Origin of the sequence: Micromonospora sp. DT228 (assembly GCF_049841595.1) — a bacterium.
Lineage (GTDB): Bacteria > Actinomycetota > Actinomycetes > Mycobacteriales > Micromonosporaceae > Micromonospora.
In genome coordinates this window covers 299,526-321,195 of sequence record NZ_JBNCKO010000006.1, presented here as the reverse complement: position 1 = coordinate 321,195, position 21,670 = coordinate 299,526, and the positions used below count along the sequence as shown (strand labels likewise).

16 protein-coding genes are annotated in these 21,670 nt (G+C 73.2%); 8 read left to right on the top strand and 8 right to left on the bottom strand.

The annotated features are described in order from the left end of the window. Positions 1-118 precede the first annotated feature (118 nt). Positions 119-1,378 (top strand): M48 family metallopeptidase, encoded by a 1,260-nt coding sequence (locus ACLQ29_RS15615; protein WP_425772250.1) that lies wholly within the window; start codon positions 119-121, stop codon positions 1,376-1,378. Then, positions 1,375-2,499, top strand: coding sequence for a glycosyltransferase family 4 protein (locus ACLQ29_RS15610; RefSeq protein WP_393363539.1), 1,125 nt, complete (start codon positions 1,375-1,377; stop codon positions 2,497-2,499). The genes ACLQ29_RS15615 and ACLQ29_RS15610 overlap by 4 nt, the downstream gene beginning before the upstream one ends. A gap of 69 nt (positions 2,500-2,568) precedes the next feature. On the opposite strand, the gene ACLQ29_RS15605 is transcribed toward ACLQ29_RS15610, so the two are convergent. The 5 genes from ACLQ29_RS15605 to ACLQ29_RS15585 all read right to left on the bottom strand — a co-directional run bounded on the left by ACLQ29_RS15605 (position 2,569) and on the right by ACLQ29_RS15585 (position 9,497). Then, positions 2,569-4,227, bottom strand: a complete 1,659-nt coding sequence (locus tag ACLQ29_RS15605; RefSeq protein ID WP_425772308.1) for a putative bifunctional diguanylate cyclase/phosphodiesterase — start codon at positions 4,225-4,227, stop codon at positions 2,569-2,571. Between the two features lie 79 nt (positions 4,228-4,306). After that, the gene (locus tag ACLQ29_RS15600; RefSeq protein ID WP_425772249.1) at positions 4,307-5,116 is read right to left on the bottom strand and encodes an SAM-dependent methyltransferase; all 810 of its coding nucleotides are present in this window, start codon (positions 5,114-5,116) and stop codon (positions 4,307-4,309) included. A 187-nt stretch (positions 5,117-5,303) separates the two neighbouring features. Further along, a complete protein-coding gene (locus ACLQ29_RS15595; protein WP_007072219.1) occupies positions 5,304-5,972 on the bottom strand; it encodes a response regulator transcription factor in 669 nt (222 codons plus the stop codon). Between the two features lie 7 nt (positions 5,973-5,979). Continuing rightward, positions 5,980-7,668, bottom strand: a complete 1,689-nt coding sequence (locus tag ACLQ29_RS15590) for a GAF domain-containing sensor histidine kinase (protein WP_425772248.1) — start codon at positions 7,666-7,668, stop codon at positions 5,980-5,982. A 14-nt stretch (positions 7,669-7,682) separates the two neighbouring features. Continuing rightward, positions 7,683-9,497, bottom strand: a complete 1,815-nt coding sequence (locus tag ACLQ29_RS15585) for an AMP-dependent synthetase/ligase (protein ID WP_425772247.1) — start codon at positions 9,495-9,497, stop codon at positions 7,683-7,685. A gap of 345 nt (positions 9,498-9,842) precedes the next feature. Between ACLQ29_RS15585 and ACLQ29_RS15580 the strand changes: the two genes are divergently transcribed. From ACLQ29_RS15580 to ACLQ29_RS15555, 6 genes are all read left to right on the top strand, one after another. Then, positions 9,843-10,298 carry an SRPBCC family protein gene (locus ACLQ29_RS15580; RefSeq protein WP_425772246.1) on the top strand — a complete coding sequence of 152 codons (456 nt, stop codon included), beginning with the start codon at positions 9,843-9,845 and terminating at the stop codon, positions 10,296-10,298. 31 nt (positions 10,299-10,329) lie between these two features. Continuing rightward, positions 10,330-11,034 carry a hypothetical protein gene (locus tag ACLQ29_RS15575; protein WP_425772245.1) on the top strand — a complete coding sequence of 235 codons (705 nt, stop codon included), beginning with the start codon at positions 10,330-10,332 and terminating at the stop codon, positions 11,032-11,034. A gap of 71 nt (positions 11,035-11,105) precedes the next feature. Beyond that, the gene (locus ACLQ29_RS15570; RefSeq protein WP_425772244.1) at positions 11,106-12,053 is read left to right on the top strand and encodes an ROK family glucokinase; all 948 of its coding nucleotides are present in this window, start codon (positions 11,106-11,108) and stop codon (positions 12,051-12,053) included. Positions 12,054-12,070: 17 nt separating this feature from the next. After that, positions 12,071-12,757, top strand: coding sequence for an endonuclease/exonuclease/phosphatase family protein (locus ACLQ29_RS15565; RefSeq protein WP_425772243.1), 687 nt, complete (start codon positions 12,071-12,073; stop codon positions 12,755-12,757). A gap of 114 nt (positions 12,758-12,871) precedes the next feature. Further along, complete coding sequence (locus ACLQ29_RS15560; protein WP_425772242.1) at positions 12,872-14,278, top strand: flavin-containing monooxygenase; 1,407 nt, start codon at positions 12,872-12,874, stop codon at positions 14,276-14,278. Between the two features lie 52 nt (positions 14,279-14,330). Further along, positions 14,331-15,125: an alpha/beta hydrolase gene (locus ACLQ29_RS15555; protein ID WP_425772307.1), complete on the top strand. Its 795-nt coding sequence runs from the start codon at positions 14,331-14,333 to the stop codon at positions 15,123-15,125. A 124-nt stretch (positions 15,126-15,249) separates the two neighbouring features. Here the strand turns inward: ACLQ29_RS15555 and ACLQ29_RS15550 are convergent, their stop codons facing one another. From ACLQ29_RS15550 to ACLQ29_RS15540, 3 genes are all read right to left on the bottom strand, one after another. Continuing rightward, complete coding sequence (locus ACLQ29_RS15550; RefSeq protein WP_425772241.1) at positions 15,250-16,755, bottom strand: alpha,alpha-trehalose-phosphate synthase (UDP-forming); 1,506 nt, start codon at positions 16,753-16,755, stop codon at positions 15,250-15,252. Between the two features lie 158 nt (positions 16,756-16,913). Further along, the gene (locus ACLQ29_RS15545; protein WP_425772240.1) at positions 16,914-17,765 is read right to left on the bottom strand and encodes a DUF308 domain-containing protein; all 852 of its coding nucleotides are present in this window, start codon (positions 17,763-17,765) and stop codon (positions 16,914-16,916) included. Positions 17,766-18,053: 288 nt separating this feature from the next. Further along, a complete protein-coding gene (locus tag ACLQ29_RS15540) occupies positions 18,054-21,566 on the bottom strand; it encodes an adenylate/guanylate cyclase domain-containing protein (protein ID WP_425772306.1) in 3,513 nt (1,170 codons plus the stop codon). Positions 21,567-21,670: the final 104 nt, after the last annotated feature.

The window sequence follows — 21,670 nt, the reverse complement described above, 5'->3', positions numbered from 1 at the left end:
GGAACGACGGCGGGCTCGTCGGAGCCACGCTCGTCGGCGCAGCCTGCGGCGGCGCTGTGTCAGGCGGCTCCGCGTGGGGCGGCTCCGCGTGGGGCGGCGGCGGCGCGGCGGTGTCCCGTTGACCCCGCGCGGGTGGGCGCTGCTGACACTGGCCGGGTTGACCATCGCGCTGGTCGTGACCGCCGCGCTGTTCATCCCGTGGCACCGACCGCCGGCCCCGCGAGCCGACCAGCTCGCCGCGCTGCGTGACCTGCCGGCCGAGCAGGTGGCCAAGGGGCGGGAGTTCCGGGCCGCGCTGCGTCCGGGCGGTTACGCCGCGCTCGCCGTGGGGCTGCTCGTCGCTCTCGCGCTCGGGCTGACCCCGCTGGGCGGTCGCCTGGTCGAGCTGGTGGGTCGGCCGTTCGGGGGGCACTGGGTCGCGCAGGCGGTGCTCGGCGGGCTGGCCGTGATGCTCGTCGCCGACCTGGTGACGTTGCCGTTCGCCGCCTGGCGCCAGAGCGTGCTCACCCGCTACGGGTTGAGCACCAACGGCTGGAGTGGCTGGGCGGTCGACCTGCTCAAGTCGTACGCGGTCAGCGCGGTGATCGGCGCGGTGGCGCTCGTCGGCTTCTACGCGGTGATCCGGTTCGCGCCGCGCTGGTGGTGGGCGTTCGGCGCGGCGGGTGCGGCGCTGCTCGTGGTGCTGCTGTCGTTCGTGTTGCCGGTGCTTGTGGAGCCGGTCTTCAACAAGTTCACCCCGATGGACCAGGGCCCGCTGCGTACCGAGCTGATGAGCATGGCCGCCCGCGACGGGGTGCCGGTGCGCGACGTGCTGGTCGCCGACGCGTCCCGGCGCACCAAGGCGGTGAACGCGTACGTCTCCGGTCTCGGACCGACCCGGCGGGTCGTCGTCTACGACACGCTGCTGCGCGAGGCGACCCCGGCCGAGGTGACCGCCGTGGTGGCGCACGAGTTGGGGCACGCGAAGGACTCCGACGTGACGGTGGGCACGTTGACCGGAGCGCTGGGTGCCGCCGCCGCCGTGGTGGCGCTCTACCTGCTCGGCTTGTGGGCGCCGCTGCTGCGGCTGGCCGGCGTCGACTCGGTCGCCCAACCACGCGCCTTTCCGTTACTGCTGGCGCTCGTCACGGTGGCCGGGCTGGTCGCCGCGCCGGTGCAGGCGCTGATGTCGCGACGGGTGGAGGCTCGGGCCGACGCGCACGCGCTCGCGCTGACCCGTGACCCGCAGGCGTTCGAGTCGATGCAGCGCCGGCTCGGGTCGGTCAACCTCGGCGACCCCGATCCGCCACGCTGGGAATACCTCTACTCGGCCTCGCACCCGTCCACAGTCGAGCGGATGGCCGCCGCCCGCGCGTACGCCCGGGAGGCCGGCCGATGAGCCGCACGCTGCTGATCACAAACGATTTTCCGCCCCGCCCGGGCGGCATCCAGTCCTTCGTGCACAACCTCGCGGTGCGGCAACCGGCCGGCTCGGTGGTCGTCTACGCGTCGAGCTGGCGTGGGGCCGAGAAGTTCGACGCCGACCAGCCGTTCGAGGTGATCCGGGAGCGCACCCGGGTGCTGTTGCCCACCCCGTTGATCGCCCGCAGGGCGGCGCGGTTGGCGCGCGCGTACGACTGCGACACGGTGTGGTTCGGCGCGGCGGCCCCGTTGGGGCTGCTCGCCGCCGGCCTGCGTCGGCGGGCCGGCGTACGCCGGGTGGTGGCGCAGACCCACGGCCACGAGGTTGGTTGGGCGGCGCTGCCGGCCGCCCGGCCGGCGCTGCGGCGCATCGGTCGGGGTGTGGATGTCACCACCTATCTCGGCGAGTACACCCGCAGTCGACTGGCCCGGGTGCTGGACGGGGTGACCGAGCTGCGCCGGCTCGCCCCCGGGGTCGACGTGGACACCTACCACCCGACCGTGGACGGCGAGCAGGTCCGGGCCCGGCTCGGGTTGACCGACCGCCCGGTGGTGGTCTGTGTGTCCCGGCTGGTGCCGCGTAAGGGCCAGGACATGCTGATCCGGGCGCTCCCGGAGATCCGCCGCCGGGTGCCCGAGGCGGCGCTGCTGATCGTCGGCGGTGGGCCGTACCGGGCGACGCTGGAGAAGCTGGCCCGCCAGACGGGTGTGGAACGGGACGTGGTGTTCACCGGCTCGGTGCCGTCGGCCGAGTTGCCGGCGCACTACGCGGCCGGCGACGTCTACGCGATGCCGTGTCGCACCCGTAACCGGGGCCTCGACGTGGAGGGGCTGGGCATCGTCTACCTGGAGGCGTCCGCGACCGGCCTGCCGGTGGTGGCCGGTGACTCCGGGGGCGCACCGGACGCGGTCCGTGAGGGGGAGACCGGTTACGTCGTACGCGGGCGCGACGTGGCCCAGCTCGCCGACCGGGTGGCCCGACTGCTCGCCGATCGGGACCTGGCCCGCCAACTGGGCGCTGCCGGCCGGGCCTGGGTGGAGCGGGAGTGGCGCTGGGAGGCGCAGGCGGAACGGATGCGGGCGCTGCTCGACGGTTGAGCGCTCGGCGCGGCGCCGACGGTCAGCCTGGTGACGTGGCGGGCGGGAGGGGTGTGGGCCCCGGGATGCTCAGCGGATGCGGGCCAGGATCCGATCGGCGGGGGCCGGGCGGCCGAAGTGCCAGCCCTGGCCGGCGTCGCAGCCGATCGCCCGTAGTCGCTCGGCCTGCCCGGCGGTCTCCACGCCCTCGGCGGTGACCGTCAGGTCCAACGCGTGCGCGAGCGAGACCAGCGAGGCGAGGATCCGCTCGTCGGTGCGGCCGACCGAGGGCGACCGTAGGCCGGCGACGAACTCCCCGGCGACCTTCAGTTCGGTCACCGGCAGGTCCCGTAGATAGGCCAGGTTGCTGTAGCCGGTGCCGAAGTCGTCGATGGCGATCCGCACCCCGAGGTCGGCCAGCACCCGCAACGCGCGGACCGGCTCCTCGGCGGTGCTCATCATCGTGCTCTCGGTGATCTCCAGTTGCAGCCGTTCCGGCGGCAGGCCGGTCTGCCGCAGGAGCGCCCGAACCTCCTGCACCAGCCCGGGCCGGTGCACCTGCCGCACCGCCAGGTTGACGCTGACGAACGGGGCGGCGACGCTGCCGGCCGCCCACGCCTCGGCCTCGCGGCAGGCCTCGGCCAGCACCCAACCGCCCAACTGGATGATCAGGCCGGTCTCCTCGGCCAACCCGATGAAGCTGTCCGGACGCAGCACCCCCAGCTCCGGGTGGCGCCAGCGGACCAGCGCCTCGACGCCGACCAGGCTGCCGTCGCGCAGTGAGGTCAGTGGCTGGTAGTCGAGGTAGAACTCACCCCGCTCCAGCGCGGCGGGGATCGCCGCGGACAGCGCGTACCGGGCCAGCTCGCGTTGGTTGCGCTCGGCGTCGTAGAGCGCCCAGCGCGCGCCGCCGGCGGACTTCGCCCAGTGCAGGGTGCTGTCCGCGGCCCGCATCAGGTCGGTGGGGTTGGCCCCGGCCACCTGCCGCTCGACGATGCCGATGCTCGCCGAGATCTGTAGCTCGTGCCCGTCGACGAGCGCCGGTGTGCGGACCGCTTCCAGCGCGGTCTCGGCCACCGCCACCATGTCGTCGGTGCCGCCGGTGCATTGCACCAGGATGACGAACTCGTCCCCGCCGAGCCGGGCCACCAGGTGCTCACCCATGGCGTGGGACAGCCGTTCGGCCACCGTGACCAGCAGCCGGTCACCGACCTGGTGCCCCAGGGTGTCGTTGACGACCTTGAAGCGGTCCAGGTCGAGGAAGCACACCCCGACCCGCTGCGCGCCCCGGCCGGGCTCGTTGAGCGCCGCGGTGAGCCGCTCGGTGAACAGCGTCCGGTTGGGCAGACCGGTGAGCGGGTCGTGGGTGGCCTGGTGCCGGAACCGGGCCTCGCTGGCGCGCAGCGCCCGCTCGGCCTGCGTCCGGGCCCGCATGGCGGCCCGGCGGATCGACTCCTGCTCGTCGAGGGTGCGGTCGCGCAGCGCGCGGGCGTAGCCGGTCGCCACGGCGGCCAGCAGCCGGGCCATCCGATCTTCGACCTCCTCGGCCACCAACCCGAGGTCGCGCACCAACCGAAGCTGGATGACCTCGACGGTACGACCCAGCCCCTCCGCCGAGGCGATGTGCGCGGCGACCAACTCGGCGCCGACCCGGTGCCCGGCACGCAGGTCGAACGGCTCCGTGAGCAACGCCCCGGCCAGTTGCGCGGTGAGCCGGTCCAGCATGGCTTCCAGTTGGGCCTGGGTCATCGGCAGGTAGCTGGTGCCGGTGACCGCCTTCGCCCAGGCACGGGCGAACGTGCCCGGACGGGAGGCCGCCTCGGGCGACTCAGCCACCGAGTCGCCCGACGCCGCCCATGAAGACCGCGCGCTCGGCGTCCTCCGCGCTCTCCGGGGTGTCTGGTCGCCACTGGGGCACCCACACCACACCGGGGTCGAGCAGCTCGAACCCGTCGAAGAGCGCGGTCAACTCGGCCCGACTACGGACCCACAGGGGATTGTCGGTGCGCCGGTAGACCCGCTCCGCCTCGGCGCGTTCGTCGTCGCTGCGCCCGTCGTCGCTGGCCTGGGACAGCACCAGATAGCTGCCGGGGGCCAGGGCGTCGCGCAGCGTCCGCAGCAGCTCGGCCGGTCGGTCGTCGTCCGAGACGAAGTGCAGGACGGCCACGACCATCACGGCCACCGGTTGGCTCAGGTCGAGCAGCTTGCGGACATCCGGGTGGGCCAGGATCGCCTCCGGGTGCCGCAGGTCCTCCTGCACCACCACCGCCCGTTCGTTGCCGGCGAGGATCTCGCGGCTGTGCGCCACCGCCACCGGGTCGACGTCCACATAGACCACACGGGACCGCGGGTCGAGCCGCTGGGCGATCTCGTGCACGTTGCCGACGGTCGGGATGCCCGAGCCGATGTCCAGGAACTGGCGTATCCCGGCCTCGGCGAGGTGATGCACGGCCCGGCGCAGGAACGCCCGGTTGGCCTGGGCCATCAGCGGCGCCTCCGGCACCGCCGCGACCATCGCCTGCGCCGCGGCACGGTCCGCGGCGAAGTTGTGCGAGCCACCGAGGTAGTAGTCGTACATCCGCGCGACACTCGGGCGCTCGATGTCGATGGTGTCGGGTGCCCAGTCCGGCCGCTGCATGCGATTCACCCCTCGGTTCGCGACGCGGGCGTCGTCGCCCGCGCGGGTATTGTGCACCCGCCACGCACGCCAGACCATAGCGTGCGTCAGGTTGTCCGCCGACGTCGGTCGATGCGCGACGGTCCGCGCTGGCCGAAGCCGGCGCGGACCGTCGGTCGTGAGGTCCCGCTGTACGAGCGGGGGCAGGTCAGAACTTCGGCGCGTCCGGTGCTTCGAGCAGGCCGAGCCGCAGAGCGGTCATCAGCGCCTGGGCCCGGTTTGCCGCGCCGAGCTTCTCGTAGAGCTTCGAGATGTGCGTCTTGGCCGTGGACTCGCTGACGAACAGCTGCTTGGCGATGCCGGCCACGCTCATCCCGTCGGCGAGCAGCCGCAGCACCTGCCCCTCGCGGGGGGACAACTGCGGGCCGGACGGCGCGAGCCGGCGCTTCATCGCCTCGGCCAGGTCGGCGGCGGTGAACGCGCTGGGGGAGGAGGCGGCGTGCCGCGCGGCGGCCACCACCTCGTCGGCCGGGGCGGTCTTCGGCACGAAGGCACTCGCACCCGCCTCCAGGGCACCGAAGAGCTGGTCGTCGCCGGCGTACATGGTCAGCACCACGATGCCCATCGACGCGCTGGACTTGCGCAGCGCGCGGGTGGCCTCCAGGCCGCTGCCGTCGGGTAGCCGCAGATCCATGATCACCACGTCCGGCTGGAGGGCGCCGGCCTGGCGTACCCCCTCTGCCGCGGTGGCGGCCTCACCGACGACCTCGAACTGCCGGTCGCGCTCGAAGGCGTGGCGCAGGCCCTTACGAATCAGGTCATGATCGTCAACAAGGAGGACCTTGGTGCGGGTGGCCGGTGTCGGACTTGTGGTCATCCTCGGGTTACTCCCCTTCTGGTGCTGCGCTGTCGCGCACGTTATCTCGGCGGGACGAGGTGCCAACAACCACGGCCACGGTTGTGCCGCTGGGTTGCCGCGGCCTGATCTCCAACCGGCCCCGGATACGTTCCGCCCTCTCGGCCATGATCGCAAGACCGTACCGTCCGTCGGGGCGCTGGTCAGCCATCCCCTGACCGTCATCCGACACTTCTATTTGCGCGTACGGGGGGTCGACCTCGCACGTGACCCACAAATTCGAGGCGCCGGCGTGCTTGCGCGCGTTGGTCACCGCCTCCTGGGCGATGCGCAGCAACTCGGCCTCGGTGGCGGCCGGCAGCCGGGCGGTGGACTCGTCGAGCGAGAGGTGCACCCGCAGCCCGCCGGACGAGCCCACGGTGCGCGCGTACTCGGCGATGGCCGCGGCCAGCCCACCCTGCCGGTCCACCTCACTGCGCAGCTCGAAGAGGCTCAGCCGCAGCTCGGTGATCACCCGGGTCACCTCGCCGCGCAGCGTACGCAGGGCCTCGGCGGTCTCGTCGGCGTTGTCGAAGACGGTGGCCATGGCGTTGTCGATGCCGTAGCCGACCATCACCAACTCCTGCGCCACCCCGTCGTGGATCTCCCGGGCCAGCCGCTGCCGTTCCTCGTTCGTGGCCAGCGAGCGCACCTCGTCGAAGAGCAGCGCCGCCTCCAGCCGCAGCGCGGCCGGGCGGGTCAGCGCGGTCACCCGGGACACCACCGGCGGCGGGTACGCGTGCGCGGTGTCCGCCTCCAGCACCACGAGCCCGATCGTGCGCACCCCGGCGACCAGCGGAACGATGAGCGCGGACACGTCCGCGCCCCGGTGTGAGCGGGACTGCGAGCGCGCTGCCGTCGTGGCCTGCTGGCTGGCCCAGGCGTCGGCGATCGCCGAGTCCGCGTCCAGCGTCGTCTCCCAGTCCACCCGGTCGAGGCCGGCCTGGGCGAGCACCACGAGCCGGCCTCCGCCGCTGGCCGACAGCACCGCACCCCGGTCCGCCGTGGCCACCGTGCGCAGTTCCTCCAGCAGGTGCTCGGAGATGCCACCCGGGTCCAGGGTGGCACCGGGCAGTTGTCGGGCCACCGTCCGTAGCTGGGTCAGCAGCCGGGTCGCCTCGGCGTACGGCTGGGGTTTGCCCTCACCGCGGACCACAAGCACCCGGTGCAGGGTGCCGGCGGCGTAGAGGCCCAGCGCCGCCAGGATCAGCCACTGCGCGCAGACCGCGAGGTATCCCGGCTGGCCGAGCTGGAGCTCGCCGCCGACGGTGGTGAGCGCACCGCTGACCAGCAGGGTGGCGGCGGTGACCGCGAGCAGGGCGGCGCCTTCGCGGAAGCGACGGCGCAGCGCGGTGACGGTCACCGGGACGGCCAGGTAGGGCAGCACCGCCGACGCGCCGAGCCCGGCGACGGTGCCGATCGACGCCACCGCGGCCACCTGGCTCGCGGCCATGCCCAGCACCACCACCTCGGCCACCCGACTCAGCGGCGCGATCAGCCGGTGCTGCGGGGCCAGCAGGGACGGCAGCCCGGCCACCGCCAGGAGCGCGATCCACCAGAGCTGGGTGACGTCGCGGGTGGCGAAGAGGGTCAGGACGGCGACCAGCGCCAGCATCACCAGGCGGGCGGCCGCGGCGAGGGGATGCGGGTGTGGTGCGGTGGCTGTGGATACGGGCACGTGACGGATGGTAGTCAGCCTCGGTAGATGTCGGCGATGTCCGCCGCGTACGTCTTGTGGACGACCTGGCGTTTGACCTTGAGCGACGGGGTCAGCTCGCCGGTCGCCTCGGTGAAGTCGCGGGGCAGGACCCGGAACATCTTGATCGCCTCGGCCTTCGAGACGGCCTGGTTGGCGGTGTCGATGGCGCTCTGGATCTCCCTGCGTAGGGCCTCGTGCTCGCGTAGCTGCTCGACAGGGGTGTCGGCGGCCAGCCCGGCGCCTTCCAGCCAAGCCGGCAGCGCCTCCTCGTCGACGGTGACCAGCGCCGCGATGAAGGGCTTGCGGTCGCCGACGACGACACACTGGCTGATCAACGGGTGCGCCCGGACCAGGTCCTCCAGCACCGCCGGGGCGACGTTCTTGCCGCTGGCGGTGACGATCAGCTCCTTCTTGCGCCCGGTGATGCTCAGGTAGCCGTCGGCGTCGAGCTGGCCCAGGTCGCCGGTACGGAACCACCCGTCGGTGCTGAGTGTCTCGGCGGTCGCCGCCTCGTTGTGCCAGTAACCCTGGAAGACCAGCTCGCCGGAGATCAGGATCTCGCCGTCGTCCTCGATCCGCACGGTCACACCGGGCAGTGGGCGGCCGACGGTGCCGATCCGGGTGCCGGTCGGCAGGTTCGCCGCGGCGGCGGGGGAGGTCTCGGTCAGGCCGTAGCCCTCCAGGACCGTCACGCCGATGCCCCGGAAGAAGTGACCGAGCCGGGCGCCGAGCGGCGCGCCGCCGGAGATGGCGTCGCGGCACCGCCCACCGAGGGCGGCACGCAGTTTGCCGTAGACCAGCCGGTCGAAGACCACGTGCTGGGCGCGCAGCGCCAGGCCGGGGCCGCCCGGGGTCTCCAGAGCCTCGCTGTACGCGATGGCGACCTGCTCGGCGCGGGCGAAGATGCTGCCCTTGCCGTCGGCCTCGGCCTTCTGCTTGGCCGCGTTGTAGACCTTCTCGAACACCCGGGGTACGGAGAGCACGAAGGTCGGCCGGAACGCCTGCAACTCGGCGACCAGGTCCTTGGTGTCGGCGCAGTGGGCCATGGTGGCCCTCGCCTGCACGACGCCGATCTGGATCAGCCGGGCGAAGGCGTGCGCCAGCGGGAGGAAGAGCAGGGTGGACGCGCCGGCGTGGAACAGGTTCGGCAGCACCGGCACCGCGTTGGCGATGTCGGCGTACATGTTGCGGTGGGTGAGCACGCAGCCCTTGGGGCGGCCGGTGGTGCCGCTCGTGTAGATGATGGTGGCCAGGTCGTCGGCGCCGACCGCCTTGCGTCGCCGCTCGACCTCGGCCAGCTCGACCGTGGCGCCGCTGCTGACCAGCTGGTCGACCCCGCCGATGTCGATCTGCCAGACGTGGTCCAGCTCGGGCAGCCGGTGTCGGATGCCGGCGATCAGGGCGGCGTGCGCGTCGGTCTCCACCACGATGGCGACCGCGTTGGAATCCTCGATGATCCACGCGGCCTGTTCGGCGCTGGACGTCTCGTAGATCGGCACGGTGACCGCTCCGATGGTCCAGATGGCGTAGTCCAGCAGCGTCCACTCGTACCGGGTGCGGCTCATCAGCCCGACCCGGACACCGGGTTCGATGCCGGCGGCGATCAGTCCGCGGGCCACGGCGGCCACCTCGTCGCGGAACTGCCGGCAGGTCACCTCGGCCCAGGTGGTGACGGTGCCCGTGGCGCCGGGGGTGGGGCGGGCGAACTGGACGGCGTCGGGTGCGACCTCGGCGTTGTCCCAGACCGGATCGGTGAGGTTGGCCGCGTCGCCAACGGTGACGATCGGCGGGACGGAGAACTCGCGCACCTGCACTCCTTCGTGCTCGCACTGGCCGGTCGGGGCGCCGCCGACGGACGGTGGCTGTGTCGAAACCTACCCGGTGAGCACGGGCACACCGCTAGGGCGTGTGTCAAAGTCCTCGGTCGAGCCGAGGCGGAGTCCAGGCGGCGGTCCGGCAAGGCGGAGATTGGTCCGGATACCGGTGTTGTATCCGGACCAATCTCCAACGCGGCCGGTCGTCGTCTGGGCCCGCCGCAGGCCGGCCAGGGGCTTTGACACACGCCCTAGGGCCCGCCCGGCGCTGTCCCGGCCCCGGGCGGCGCGCGGGGGCGGCGCGGCGTGTAGCCATGGCCTGCCGGGTAGCCTCCCCCCATGGCGGACTCCTCCACCCAGTCGATCATCATCGGCGCCGCACCGGATCGGGTGACGGCGGTCATCTGTGACTTCGCGGCCTACCCGGAGTGGACCGACGCGGTCCGCCGCGCCGAGGTCGTGGAGGAGTACGAGGACGGCTACGCCAGCCAGGTGCGCTTCACCATCGACGCCGGGGTGATGGCCGACGAGTACGTGCTCGCCTACTCCTACGCCGAGGACCTCTCCCGGATCGAGTGGCACCTGGTCGCTCCCTCGAAGATGCAGAAGTCCCAGCGTGGTTCGTACGACCTGGTGGGTAACCCGGACGGCAGCACGACGGTGACCTACACGCTCGAGGTCGACCTGTCGGTGGGGATGCTCGGGATGTTTCGGCGCAAGGCCGAGAAGATGATCATGGACACCGCGTTGAAGCAGCTCAAGCGCCGGGTAGAAGCAACCGGTGCGGCGCGGTGACGGGTCCGGTGGCACGGTAGAGGAGCCGACGGTGGGCGGAACGGATCCGGGTTCGGCCCGGGAAGAGGCGGAGCGGCTGGTCGCCACCCTGCTCGCGGGGGCGCGACTGGCCTCCGCCGGCTCGGCGGGCGGCGCGTTCGGCTCGTTGGGCGGGGTGCTGGCCGGTGTCCTCGGTCACAGTGCCGACCCGGGCGGACGTCCCGGCGCCGGCGGTGCTTTCGCCACCGGATCGGCCGAATGCTGCGTCTGCCCGGTCTGTCGGGGCATCGCCGCGTTACGCGACCCAAGTCCGGAATTCGCCGAACGCCTCGCGACCGGCGCCGGTGATCTCGCGGCGGGTGTCGCCAGCCTGCTCCGCGCGTTCTCCCCGCCGCAACCGTCCCCGACGAGCCCCTCCGGTTCGACCGCCGCGTCGACCCCCGCGCCACCGTCGGCACCCGCCGCGAGCACCGGCGACGTGCTCGCCGAGCCAGCCCCCGCCGACCGGTCCAGCGCGACCGGCGACGAACACGTGTGGCGCGATGCCACCCGCAGCGGGCATGATTCTCAGCCGGCGCCGGAGCGGGATGTCTGGTCGGTCGCCACCCGGACGGCGGACCCACTCGCCCCGGCCGCCGTACCGCCCGTCGACGACGCCGGGCCGGCGACCGTACCGGCACCGACCACTCATCCCGCGGTGCCCGCTTCGCGGGTGCCGGACGACACCGGGGCGCAAGCTCCGGGCGACGGCGCCTGAGCGCGGGACATCCCGACCCGGACCGGCATGCCGCCGGGACACGGGCCGGACAGCAGAGGGGAGCGGCAGCGGTGACGCTGACCATCGGAGTCGACGTCGGTGGCACGAAGGTGGCCGGCGGTGTCGTGGACGACACCGGCACGGTCCTCGTGCAGACCCGACGGGACACCCCCGCCGATGACGTCGGCAAGACCCGCGACGTCATCATCGAGCTGGTCGGCGAGCTGGCGGCCGGGCGGACGATCGAGGCTGTCGGCATCGGTGCGGCCGGCTGGATCGACGCCAGCCGCTCGACCGTGCTCTTCGCTCCGAACCTGGCCTGGCGGGACGAACCGCTGCGGGAGTACGTCAGCGAGGCCGTCGGCCTGCCCGTGATCGTGGAGAACGACGGGAACGTGGCCGCCTGGGCCGAGTTCCGCTACGGCGCGGCCCGTGACGCCGACGACTCCATGATCATGTTTACGATCGGCACCGGCGTGGGGGGCGGCATCGTCCTGGGCGGCGACCTGATGCGCGGCGCGCACGGCGTCGCCGCCGAACTGGGCCACATGCTGGCCGTGCCGGACGGGCACCAGTGCGGCTGCGGCCGGCTCGGCTGCATCGAGCAGTACGCCAGCGGCAGCGCCCTGGTGCGCTTCGCCCGCGCCGGCGCCCGGCAGGAGCCCGACCGGGCCACCGCGCTGCTCGACCTGGCCGGCGGTGAGGCCGAGGCGATCACCGGCCCGATGGTGACCGCCGCCGCGCAGGGTGGCGACCCCGTCTCCGCCGAGGCGTTCGCGCAGATCGGCCGATGGCTGGGCACCAGCCTCGCCGACATGGCGCAGATCCTGGACCCGCAGACCCTGGTTGTCGGCGGCGGTGTGATCGACGCCGGTGACCTGCTGCTCGGCCCGACGCGCCGCTCGTACCTCGACGCGCTCGCCCAGCGCGGTCGCCTGCCGGTGGCCGAGGTGCTCCCCGCCGAGCTGGGCAACAGCGCCGGAGTGATCGGCGCCGCCGACCTGGCCCGCCGGATCTGAGGCGGTCGGAGGTGGGTGTGCCGCTGCGCGTGGTGTCGTACAACATCCACAGCCAGCGTGACGACACCGCCGCGCTGGCGGCGGTGGTCCGGGCCGCGCGGCCGGACGTGGTGATCGTGCAGGAGGGGCCGCGCCGGTTCCGGTGGCGGCAGAAGTCCGCCACGCTGGCCGAGTCGTTCGGCCTGGTGGTGGCCGCCGGTGGGCTGCCCGCGCTGGGCAACCTGCTGCTGACCAGCCTGCGGGTGCAGGTGCGGGGCAGCCGGTGCCAACGTTTCCCGCTGACCCCCGGCCGGCACCTGCGCGGCGCCGCGTACGCCGACTGCCGGGTCGGCGACGCCCGGTTCACCCTCGCCGGCTCGCACCTGTCCACCGACCCGACCGAGCGACCCTCCCAGGCCGCCGAGTTCAAGCGTGGCCTGGACGCGGCGACCAGCCCGGTGCTGGCCGGGGCGGACCTCAACGAGGGTCCGGACGGGCCCGCCTGGGCCACCGTGTCACGGGGGTTGACCGACGCCGCGGTGGCCGCCGACCGGGCCGAGCGGCTCACCTACTCCTGCGCCGACCCGCGCCGACGCATCGACGCGCTCTTCGTCGACCCGCGGATCACAGTCGTGGACTACGACGTCGTGGACAGCGCGCAGACCCGCCGGGCCAGCGACCACTTCCCGGTCCTCGTCGACCTGCTGCTGCCCGCCACCGGCTGACCCCCGACCGGCGCGACAGTCGACGCGTCCGGCGCAGGACTGGACATCCGGCCCGGTAGTGGAGAGGATTTCGCGGCGACCGGCACGCCTGCCGTACCAAAAGGAGATGTCCCGGTGTCCACCTCCACCGACCACGGCCGGCCCGACCCGGAGGCGACCTCGCCCACGGCGAACAGCGAGAGTCGCCCGGTCTCCGACCGGGGCGACACGGTCTGCGTCATCGGGGCCGGGGCCAGCGGCCTGACGGCCATCAAGAACCTGCGCGAGCACGGGTTCGGCGTGGACTGCTACGAACGGGAGACCGGCGTCGGCGGCGCCTGGAACTGGCGGCACGACCGCAGCCCGGTGTACGCCAGCACCCACCTGATCTCGTCGAAGCCGTTCACCCAGTTCCCGGACTTCCCGATGCCGGACTCCTGGCCGGACTACCCGCACCACAGTCAGCTGCTGTCCTACTTCGAGCGGTACGCCGACCACTTCGACCTGCGCTCGCACATCTGGTTCGGCACCGAGGTGATCCGGGTCCAACCCGCCGAGGTGGACCGGTGGGACGTGACCACCCGCTCCACCGGCGGGTACGGCCCGGAGCGCACCTCCCGCTACGCCGCCGTGGTGATCGCCAACGGTCACAACTGGTCGCCGAAGCTGCCCCGCTACGAGGGCCTGGAGGAGTTCCGGGGCGAGATCATGCACGCCTCGTCCTACAAGGACCCGGCGCAGTTGCGCGGCAAGCGGGTGCTTGTGGTCGGCGCCGGCAACACCGGCTGCGACATCGCCGTCGAGGCTGCCCAGCAGGCGTCGCGCTGCTGGCACTCCACCCGGCGCGGCTACTGGTACGCGCCGAAGTACGTGCTCGGCCGGCCCGCCGACCAGGTGAACGACAGCCTGCTGGCGCTGCGCGTGCCACTGCGGGTGCGGCAGTGGCTCTACCACTGGACGCTGCGGTTGACAGTCGGCGACCTGACCCGCTTCGGCCTACCCAAGCCCGACCACCGGGTGTACGAGACGCACCCGATCGCGAACAGCCAGCTCGTCTACTACGTGGGCCACGGCGGGATCGGCCCGGTGCCGGACGTCGCCCGGTTCCACCCGTACGCCGTGGAACTGGCCGACGGCCGCGAGATCGACCCCGAGGTGGTCGTCTTCGCCACCGGCTACCTGCCGCGCTTCGAGTTCCTGGACGCGTCGGTGTTCGCCGACAGCGCCGGGGCGGGCCGGCCCACGCTGTGGCTCAACGCGTTCACCCCCGGGCACCCGACGCTCGCGGTCGCCGGCCTGGTGCAGCCGGATTCCGGGTTGTTCACCCTGTCGCACTGGCAGATGGTGCTCTTCGCCCGCCTCCTGCGGGCCCGCCGGGACCGACCGGAGCGGGCCGCCGCGTTCGCGTCCCAGGTGCGTGCCCGGGCCGGGGAGCGATACTCCGGGAAGGTCAAGGAGAGCAGCCGGCACTGGTTCGAGGTCGGTCACGCCGACTATCTGCGCGCGGTCCAGCGCGCCCTTGTCGACCTGGAGGGCAAGTGAGCGGGCCCGGTAGTCGCGAACGAGAGGCAGACCAGTGACTGAGCTGCGGATCATGCGGGGCCGGGAGTGGTCGCGTCCGGTCCGACCGGCCCGGCGGGAGGTGCTCAGTGCCCTTCCCGAGCTGGAGGAGGGACGTCCGCCGCTGCTCTTCGTCCCCGGTTTCGGGCACGGCGCGTGGGCGTTCGCCGAGCACTGGCTGGGGCACGCGGCAGCGCGGGGTTTCCCGGCGTCCGCGGTGAGCCTGCGCGGGCACGGCGGCAGCGAGCCGGCGCCGGAGGCGACGCTGCGCGCGTACGCGCACGATGTGGTCCAGGTGGCCGCGGGCCTGCCGCGCCAGGCGGTGCTGGTGGGGCACGGCGCCGGGGCTCTGGTGGTGGCGCACGCGTTGGCCCGCTATCCGGCGCGGGCCGCGGTGCTGGTGGCGCCGGTCTTCGGCGGTTGGGGAGTGCTGGGTGCGGCGCTGCGCCGCAACCCGGGGGGCACGGTGCCGGCGGTGTTCGGCGGGCCGTTGCGGCTCAACCGGGGGCAGTTGTTCAGCCGCGAGTTGCCCGACGAGGAGGCCCGGCGGTACGTCGGACGACTCGGCCGGGCGGGCCGGCGGGCGCAGTGGGCTCTGCTGGGCGAGCCGGAGGCCGAGCCGGCGGTGGGCGCCCCACCGGTGCTGGTGCTGGGCAGCCCGGACGACCGGGTGGTGCCGGCGTCGACGTTGACCCGGGTGGCCCGCCGCTTCGATTCGGCCCCGCTGCTCTTTCCCGGAATGGGCCACGACCTGATGCTGGACGCGCGGTGGGCGGAGCCGATCGACGCGATCCTGGACTGGCTGGAGAAGGAGCCCACGGGGCACTGAGCACCCGGGCGCTCCGCGCGCCGGTCGGGTGCTCGCCGCCGCGCGGACGTCCCGGCGGGGTGGGTCGCGCGGCCGGCCGTCCCGGCGGGGTGGGTCGCGCGGCCGGCCGTCCCGGCGGGGCTGGTCAGCCGCTGGCCGGGTGGGTGGCCGAGCTGGCGGTGGGGGTGGCGGGTCGCGGCACGCGAGCGGCGGCGTCGGCGTCCGGGTTGGCGGCGTCGGTGCTGGTCAGGCGGCTGACCAGGGCGCCGCGCTCGTCAAGCGCGTGCAGGTAGGAGCGGGCCCAGGCCCGGATGTCGTGCTCCTCCAGGTGGGCACGCATCGCCCGCATCCGCTGCGTGGTGTCGGCTGGGCTGGCCCGCAGCGCGGCGCAGAGGGCCTGCTTGAGCCCCTCCAGGTCGTGCGGATTGACCAGGTACGCCTGGGAGAGTTCGGCGGCGGTGCCGGCGAACTCGCTGAGCAGCAGGGCGCCCGTGTCGTCCACCCGGGCGGCCACGTACTCCTTGGCGACGAGGTTCATCCCGTCGCGCAGTGGGGTCACCGCCATCACGTCGGCGACCCGGTAGAGCGCGGCCAACTCGGCCCGGTCGAAGGGCTGGGTGAGGTAGTGGATCGCCGGCTCGCCGACCCGGCCGAACTCGCCGTTGATCCGGCCCACCTCGCGCTCGATCCGCTCACGCAGGATCTGGTACTGGCCGACGCGTTCGCGGCTCGGCATCGCGACCTGCACCAACACCGTGTCGCGGACCTTGACGTCGCCGCTGGCGAGCAACTCGCTGTACGCCTTGAGGCGCTGCTCGATGCCCTTCGTGTAGTCCATCCGGTCCACGCTGAGGATGACCTGCCGGGGGTCGCCGAGGTCCTGACGTAGGCGGCGGGCGCGGGCGGCCACGTCGGGGCGGGCGGCGAGCGCGCCCATCTCGGCGGTGTCGATGGAGACCGGGAACGCGCCGATGCGGACGACCCGGTCGTCGACGCCGATCCGCCGGTCGGTGGCCGGCAGATCCAGCACCCTGGTCACCAGTTGGGCGAAGTTGTGCGCCGCCTGCACCCGCTGGAAGCCGACCAGGTCCGCGCCGAGCATCCCGCGCAGCAGCTCGGCCCGACGCGGCAACTGCATGAAGAGTTCCGGCGGCGGGAACGGCACGTGTAGGAAGAAGCCGATGCGCAGGTCCGGACGGAGCGCGCGCAGCAGACCGGGGACCAGTTGCAGGTGGTAGTCCTGGATCCAGACCACCCCGCCCTGCTCGGTGACCTCGGCGGTCGCCTCGGCGAAGCGTTTGTTGACCCGCTGGTACGCCTCCCACCACCGACGGTGATGCTGCGGCTGCTCGACGGCGTCGTGGTAGAGCGGCCAGAGGGTGGCGTTGGCGAACCCCTCGTAGTGGTCGCGCAGATCTTCCGGGCTGAGCGCGACGGTGTGCATCCGGACGCCGTCGACGTCCGGTAGCGCGGGGGCCGGACCGGTGCCGCCGGCCCAACCGACCCAGGTCGCCGGGGTGTGTCGCAGCAGTGGGTGCAGCGCGCTCACCAACCCACCCGGGCTGCGCCGCCACTCGCAGGCCCCGTCGGGCGCCTGACTGTCGTCGATGGGGAGGCGGTTGGCGACAACCACGAGAGAACTCTGTCGCATCTCGGGCATTCCGATCAGCAGAGGACTGACCGCCACGAGCAAGGAAAAACCGGTCAGTCAGCGGGGGAAGTGACGTACAGCGGTATTCCTACTGACAGTAAGTTACACCACTGTTACGCCCCGGGCGGGTCGGAGCCGTCCCGGGATGCGGGCCAGGATCAGACGACAGCGCCGTTGTCCGGGTCGTCGTCGTCCTCGTCGCCGGGGCGCAACCGCCAGATCAGCGTGACGAAACCGGCCAGGATGCCGGTGAACCCGAACAGGGTGACCGCCGAGCGGTCCACCGGGATCAGCGACGGGAAGAGGAAGAGCACGAAACCGAGGACCACACCGAGCACGCCGACCACCGCGTACTTGCTGACCCGCGGCAGCGGTGGTGGCGGGGGCGGGTGGTAACCCTCGTCGTCCTCGTCGTCGGGCAGGTTGGCCCCGAAGGTGTCCAGCCCGTCGAGCAGCGACGGCTCGTCCGGTTGGGTGCCGCGCCCCACCGAGATCCCGGAGATGTCGGTGGCGGAGGGCAGCCGGCGGGTGTCGGTGGCGGTCGGACCGGGCTCGTCGGTGCCCGCGCGGGCCAGCGGGCCTGCGGTCGGCTCGTCCCGGGCGTCCCGTTCGTCCACGTCCTCCGCGGCCGGCCACGGGTGCTCGTTAGTCGTCGAGGTGGTGTGGAAGCCGGCCACGATGCGCGCCCACTCGGCGTCGATGTCCGGTTCGTCGCGCGCCGGCGGCTGCTCCGGGGTGGTCTCGTCCGCGAGCTGGGTCAGATAGTCCCGTGCGGTGGTCAGGTGCGAGCGGTCGACGTAGAGCCGGTCGACCGGACGGGCCGGCACGGTGGTGGTGCGGGTGACCGGGTTGAGGTCGGCCGAGGGCTGAAGGTAGGCGGCGATCCCGCCGGCGGCCAGCACGTCGAGCAGGTGCTCGCCGACGCGCGGATCGACGTCGCCGACGACGGCGTACTCGTTCGCGTCGAGCCCGTTGTCCCGCCGTCCCCGGCGGGCACCACCCGCTGACACCCGGACATCCCCCTTAAGCGCCTCGCGGCGCGGCCCTCGACGCCCGTCCGCACGCCGTGCTCTGAATCGTGACACGTCAGGGCATGGTTCCGGGAGTGCGTTGTGTCGCGTCTTCCAAAGTCACGGCTGCCGCCGCAGGTCGCGACCGGGGTCCTTTGTCCGTTCTTGCGCGACCAGCGCCATCTCGGTGATCGTTGGCACTCGGGCGGCCGACACGCTGCGCACCGACGAACGATCGAGGACCGAGAGGCGGGATGGACCTGGTGGTCCCGGATGGCGAGTCGCCGCTCAGCAGGCCACGGCGGGACCGGTCGGGCTGATCGGTCGCCCCGCGAGAGCCAGTAGGCCGGGGGCGTCGTTGCGCAGCGCGAAGGTGCGTACCTCGGCGCGGGTCGCCCGTGCGCCCGCCGGGTCGCCGGCGCGGGCCAGCTCCGCCGCCGCCAGCGCGAGCGCCAACACCCGGTCGCTCACGTCCGGGATCCGCCCGTAGGTCTCGGCGGCGGCCAGGTGCAGCTCGGCGGCGCGCCGGTGGTCGCCGTCCGCCGCGGCCAGGGCCGCCGTCACGGTCCGCAACGCCGCCTCCGACCAGGGCGTGCGGTGCCCGACCCGGCCCAGCATCGTGCGGACCCGCACCGCCGCGTCGCGACCGCTCAGGGCGGCGGCGTACGCGGCCGCGGCGATCCACTCGCCGCTGGCCAGAGCCGGCACGGCCGTCCAGCACCCATCCAGCTCCTCGATCAGCTCCGCCGCCTCGGTGTCCCGCCCCTGCAACGCCCGACACAATGCGGCCATGCTCAGCATCGTCCAGAGCAGCCGGTGGAACCCGCTGCGCCGCGCGGTGTCCAACGCGTCGGTCAGGTCGTCCGGATCCTCGTCGTCGCGCAGCACCAGCAGACAGCAGCGCAACCCGCGCACCTGCATGTCCCAGCTCCCGGTGGGCGTGTCCACGAACGCCTCCGCCGCCGCGAGGAGCCGGCCGAAGTCGCCGTCGAACCAGGCGCGCATCGCCTCCGCCGAGTAGCTGGTGGTCAGGGTCTGACCGCTGGCGGTCCGCGCCGGCGCGGCCGAGAGCAGGGCGTTCGACCGCAGCCAGTCGCCCTCCTCGCGGATCGCCCAGGCGAGGTTCTGGGTGGCCCGGGGCAGCGCCAGCAGTTGACCGGCGCGGGCGAACTCGACGATCGCGTGCAGCTCGTCCAGGCCGACCCGGTCCCCGGACTGGTAGCGGGCGGTGGCCGCGGTGATCCGGGCGTTGGTGCGGGTCTCGGTCAGGCCCAACCGCTCGGCGATCTCGGCCGCCGTGTCCGCCGCCGCCACGGCCGGGTCCCGCTCGTAGTTGAGCATGTGCAGCCGGCCCATCTCGGCGTACGCGTCCGCCTTCTGCGGGGTGTCCGGTAGTGGCTCGAACAACTGCACCGCGCGGTCCAGGCAGGCCAACGCGTCGCCGCGGTCGGCCCGCAGCCAGGCAGCCTGGCCGAGCAGCGTCCACGCCCGGGCGGCGCAGGCGTTGTCGCCGTGCGACAGCAGCCGGTCGGCGAGCGTGTGCACCTGCTCCGGACCGCCGCCGGAGAGGAACGCGTTGCCGTCCCGGTAGAACGAGATCTCGGTGCTCAGCAGCTCCAACTGGAGCCGGCCCACCGGGTCGCTGTCGTCGGCCAGGCCGAGTGCCCGGCCCGCGTGGCTGGCCGCCGCGTCCAACCCGTGCAGCGCGTACGCCCGTCGGGCCGCCCGGTGCAGCGCCTGCCGCGCCGGCCCGGCGTAGCGCTGCACCTGCATTTCCAGCGAGCGGGCGATCTCGTGCGCCGCCCAGCGGTGGTGGGCGAGCACCTCGGCCAGGTCGGTGTCGCGGGAGTGCGACAGCGCGTCGAGCCAGTCGGCGGCCCGCTCGTGCCGGGCCACCCGCTCGGTGCGCGGCAACCGCTGGTAGCAGACGTCACGGACGAGCACGTGGCGGAACCGGTACTCCGCCTGCCCGGCCATCGTCGACGCGGCCTGCTCGTGCACGAAGTCGCGCTGTTCGAGTCGGCGCAGCGAACGCTCGACCGACTCGATCTGCTGCCCGAGCGCGGCGGCGACCGCGCCGGGCCAGAACTGCACCCCGACCACCGACGCGGCGAGCAGCACCGCGCGGTCCTTGGCGTCCAGCAGGTCCACCCGGTTGGCGATCACCGCGTGCACGCTCTCCGGCATGGTCAGCTCAAGCTGCTTGTCCAGCGACCAGCCCCGCCCCGACTGGCGCAGCGCCCCCTGCTCGATCAGCATCCGGACGTACTCGTGGGCGTAGAGCGGGTTTCCGCCGGCCACCTCGATCAACGGGGTCAGCATGTCGGCGGAGAACGCCGCCTGGCCGAACAGGTGCGCGTACAGGGCGGCGATGCCGGTGTCGCGCAGTGGCGGCAGGGTGATCGTCACCGAGCCGGTGATCGACCCGGCCCAGCTCGGGTCCCGGTCGACGAGCTCCGGGCGGGCGGTGCAGAGCAGCAGCAGCGGCACGTCACGGGCCGCCGCCCCGAGCAGCTCCACGAAGCGCAGCATCGCGTCGTCGGCCCAGTGCAGGTCCTCGAAGACCAGCACGGTGGGACGCCGGACGGCAAGCGCCAGCAGGAAGCGACGCCACGCCGACTCCGCCTCCTCGGCCGGCAGCGGCGTGCCGGGCAGCCCGACCAGCGGGCGCAGCGCGTCCGCCACCCGGTCCCGTTCACCCGGGCCGATCAGCTCGCCCACCGCGGCGGTCAGCCGTTGCGCGGCGCTTGTCGCCGGGTCGGTGTCGAGGATGCCGGCCTCGGACTTCACGATGTCGGCGAGGGCGGCGAAGGTGACGTTCTCCCCGAACGGCGGGCAGCGCCCCGTGTGCCAGGTCAGCGGCTCGTCGACCAGCCGACCGGTGTGCCGGTAGAGCTCGCGCAGCAGCCGGCTCTTGCCGATGCCGGCGCGGCCGAAGATGGTGACCACCTGCGGTCGCCTGTCGCGCAGCGACCGGTGCAGGGCGTTGACGAGCATTCCCAGCTCGTGTTCCCGGTCGACGAGCGGCGTGGTGTCCGGCTCCCGGTCGGTGGGTTGGCGACGCAGCGGGGACAGGGCGAGCCACACCTCGGTCGGCGACGACCTGCCGCGCAGGGTGACCGGGGGCTGCTCCTCGTAGCGGATCGCGTCCTTGGTGAGCGCGTGGGTGGTGCCGCAGATCAGCACCCCACCGGGTGGCGCGACCGACTGCATCCGGGAGGCCGTGTTGACCACGTCACCGGCCACGATGGCCTGTCCGCCGTCGCGCGCGGCGGCCACGTCGACAAGCGCCTCGCCGGTGGCCACCCCGACCCGGAACCGCATCTCGGTGCTGCCGGTCGGCGCGAACCGGGTGAGCACCCGTTGCAGCTCCAGACCGGCCCGTACGCAGCGCAGCGCGTCGGTCTCGGTGGCGATCGGGGCGCCGAAGAGCGCCATCACGGCGTCTCCGATGTATTTCTCCACCACCCCGCCGTACTGACCGACCACCCGCCGGGCGGCGGAGAAGAACCCGGTCTGCATGCCCCGGACCTGCTCCGGGTCGGTGCGCTCGACGTACGGCGTGAAGTCGATCAGGTCCACGAAGAGCACGCTCACCCGGCGGCGGTCCTCCTGCGGGGTGACGGCGGCCGGTCGGTCCGCGCCCGGCCGGGGCGACCCGCAGGACGTGCAGAACGTGACGTCCGACGCGAGTGGGCGCAGGCAGTGCGGGCACACGGCGCCCAGCTCGGCGCCGCAGCCGCCGCAGAAGCGGTCCCCGTCGGCGGCCGTGCGGCCACAGCGTCCACACTGCGCGGCGATGACATCCCCCAGAGGTGAACGGGTCGACGCCCATGGCGTCCCCTGCCCAGAAGTATCGCCCCCGTCGGCCCCTGTCAGGTACCGGCCTGTTGGTTTGTGGACAG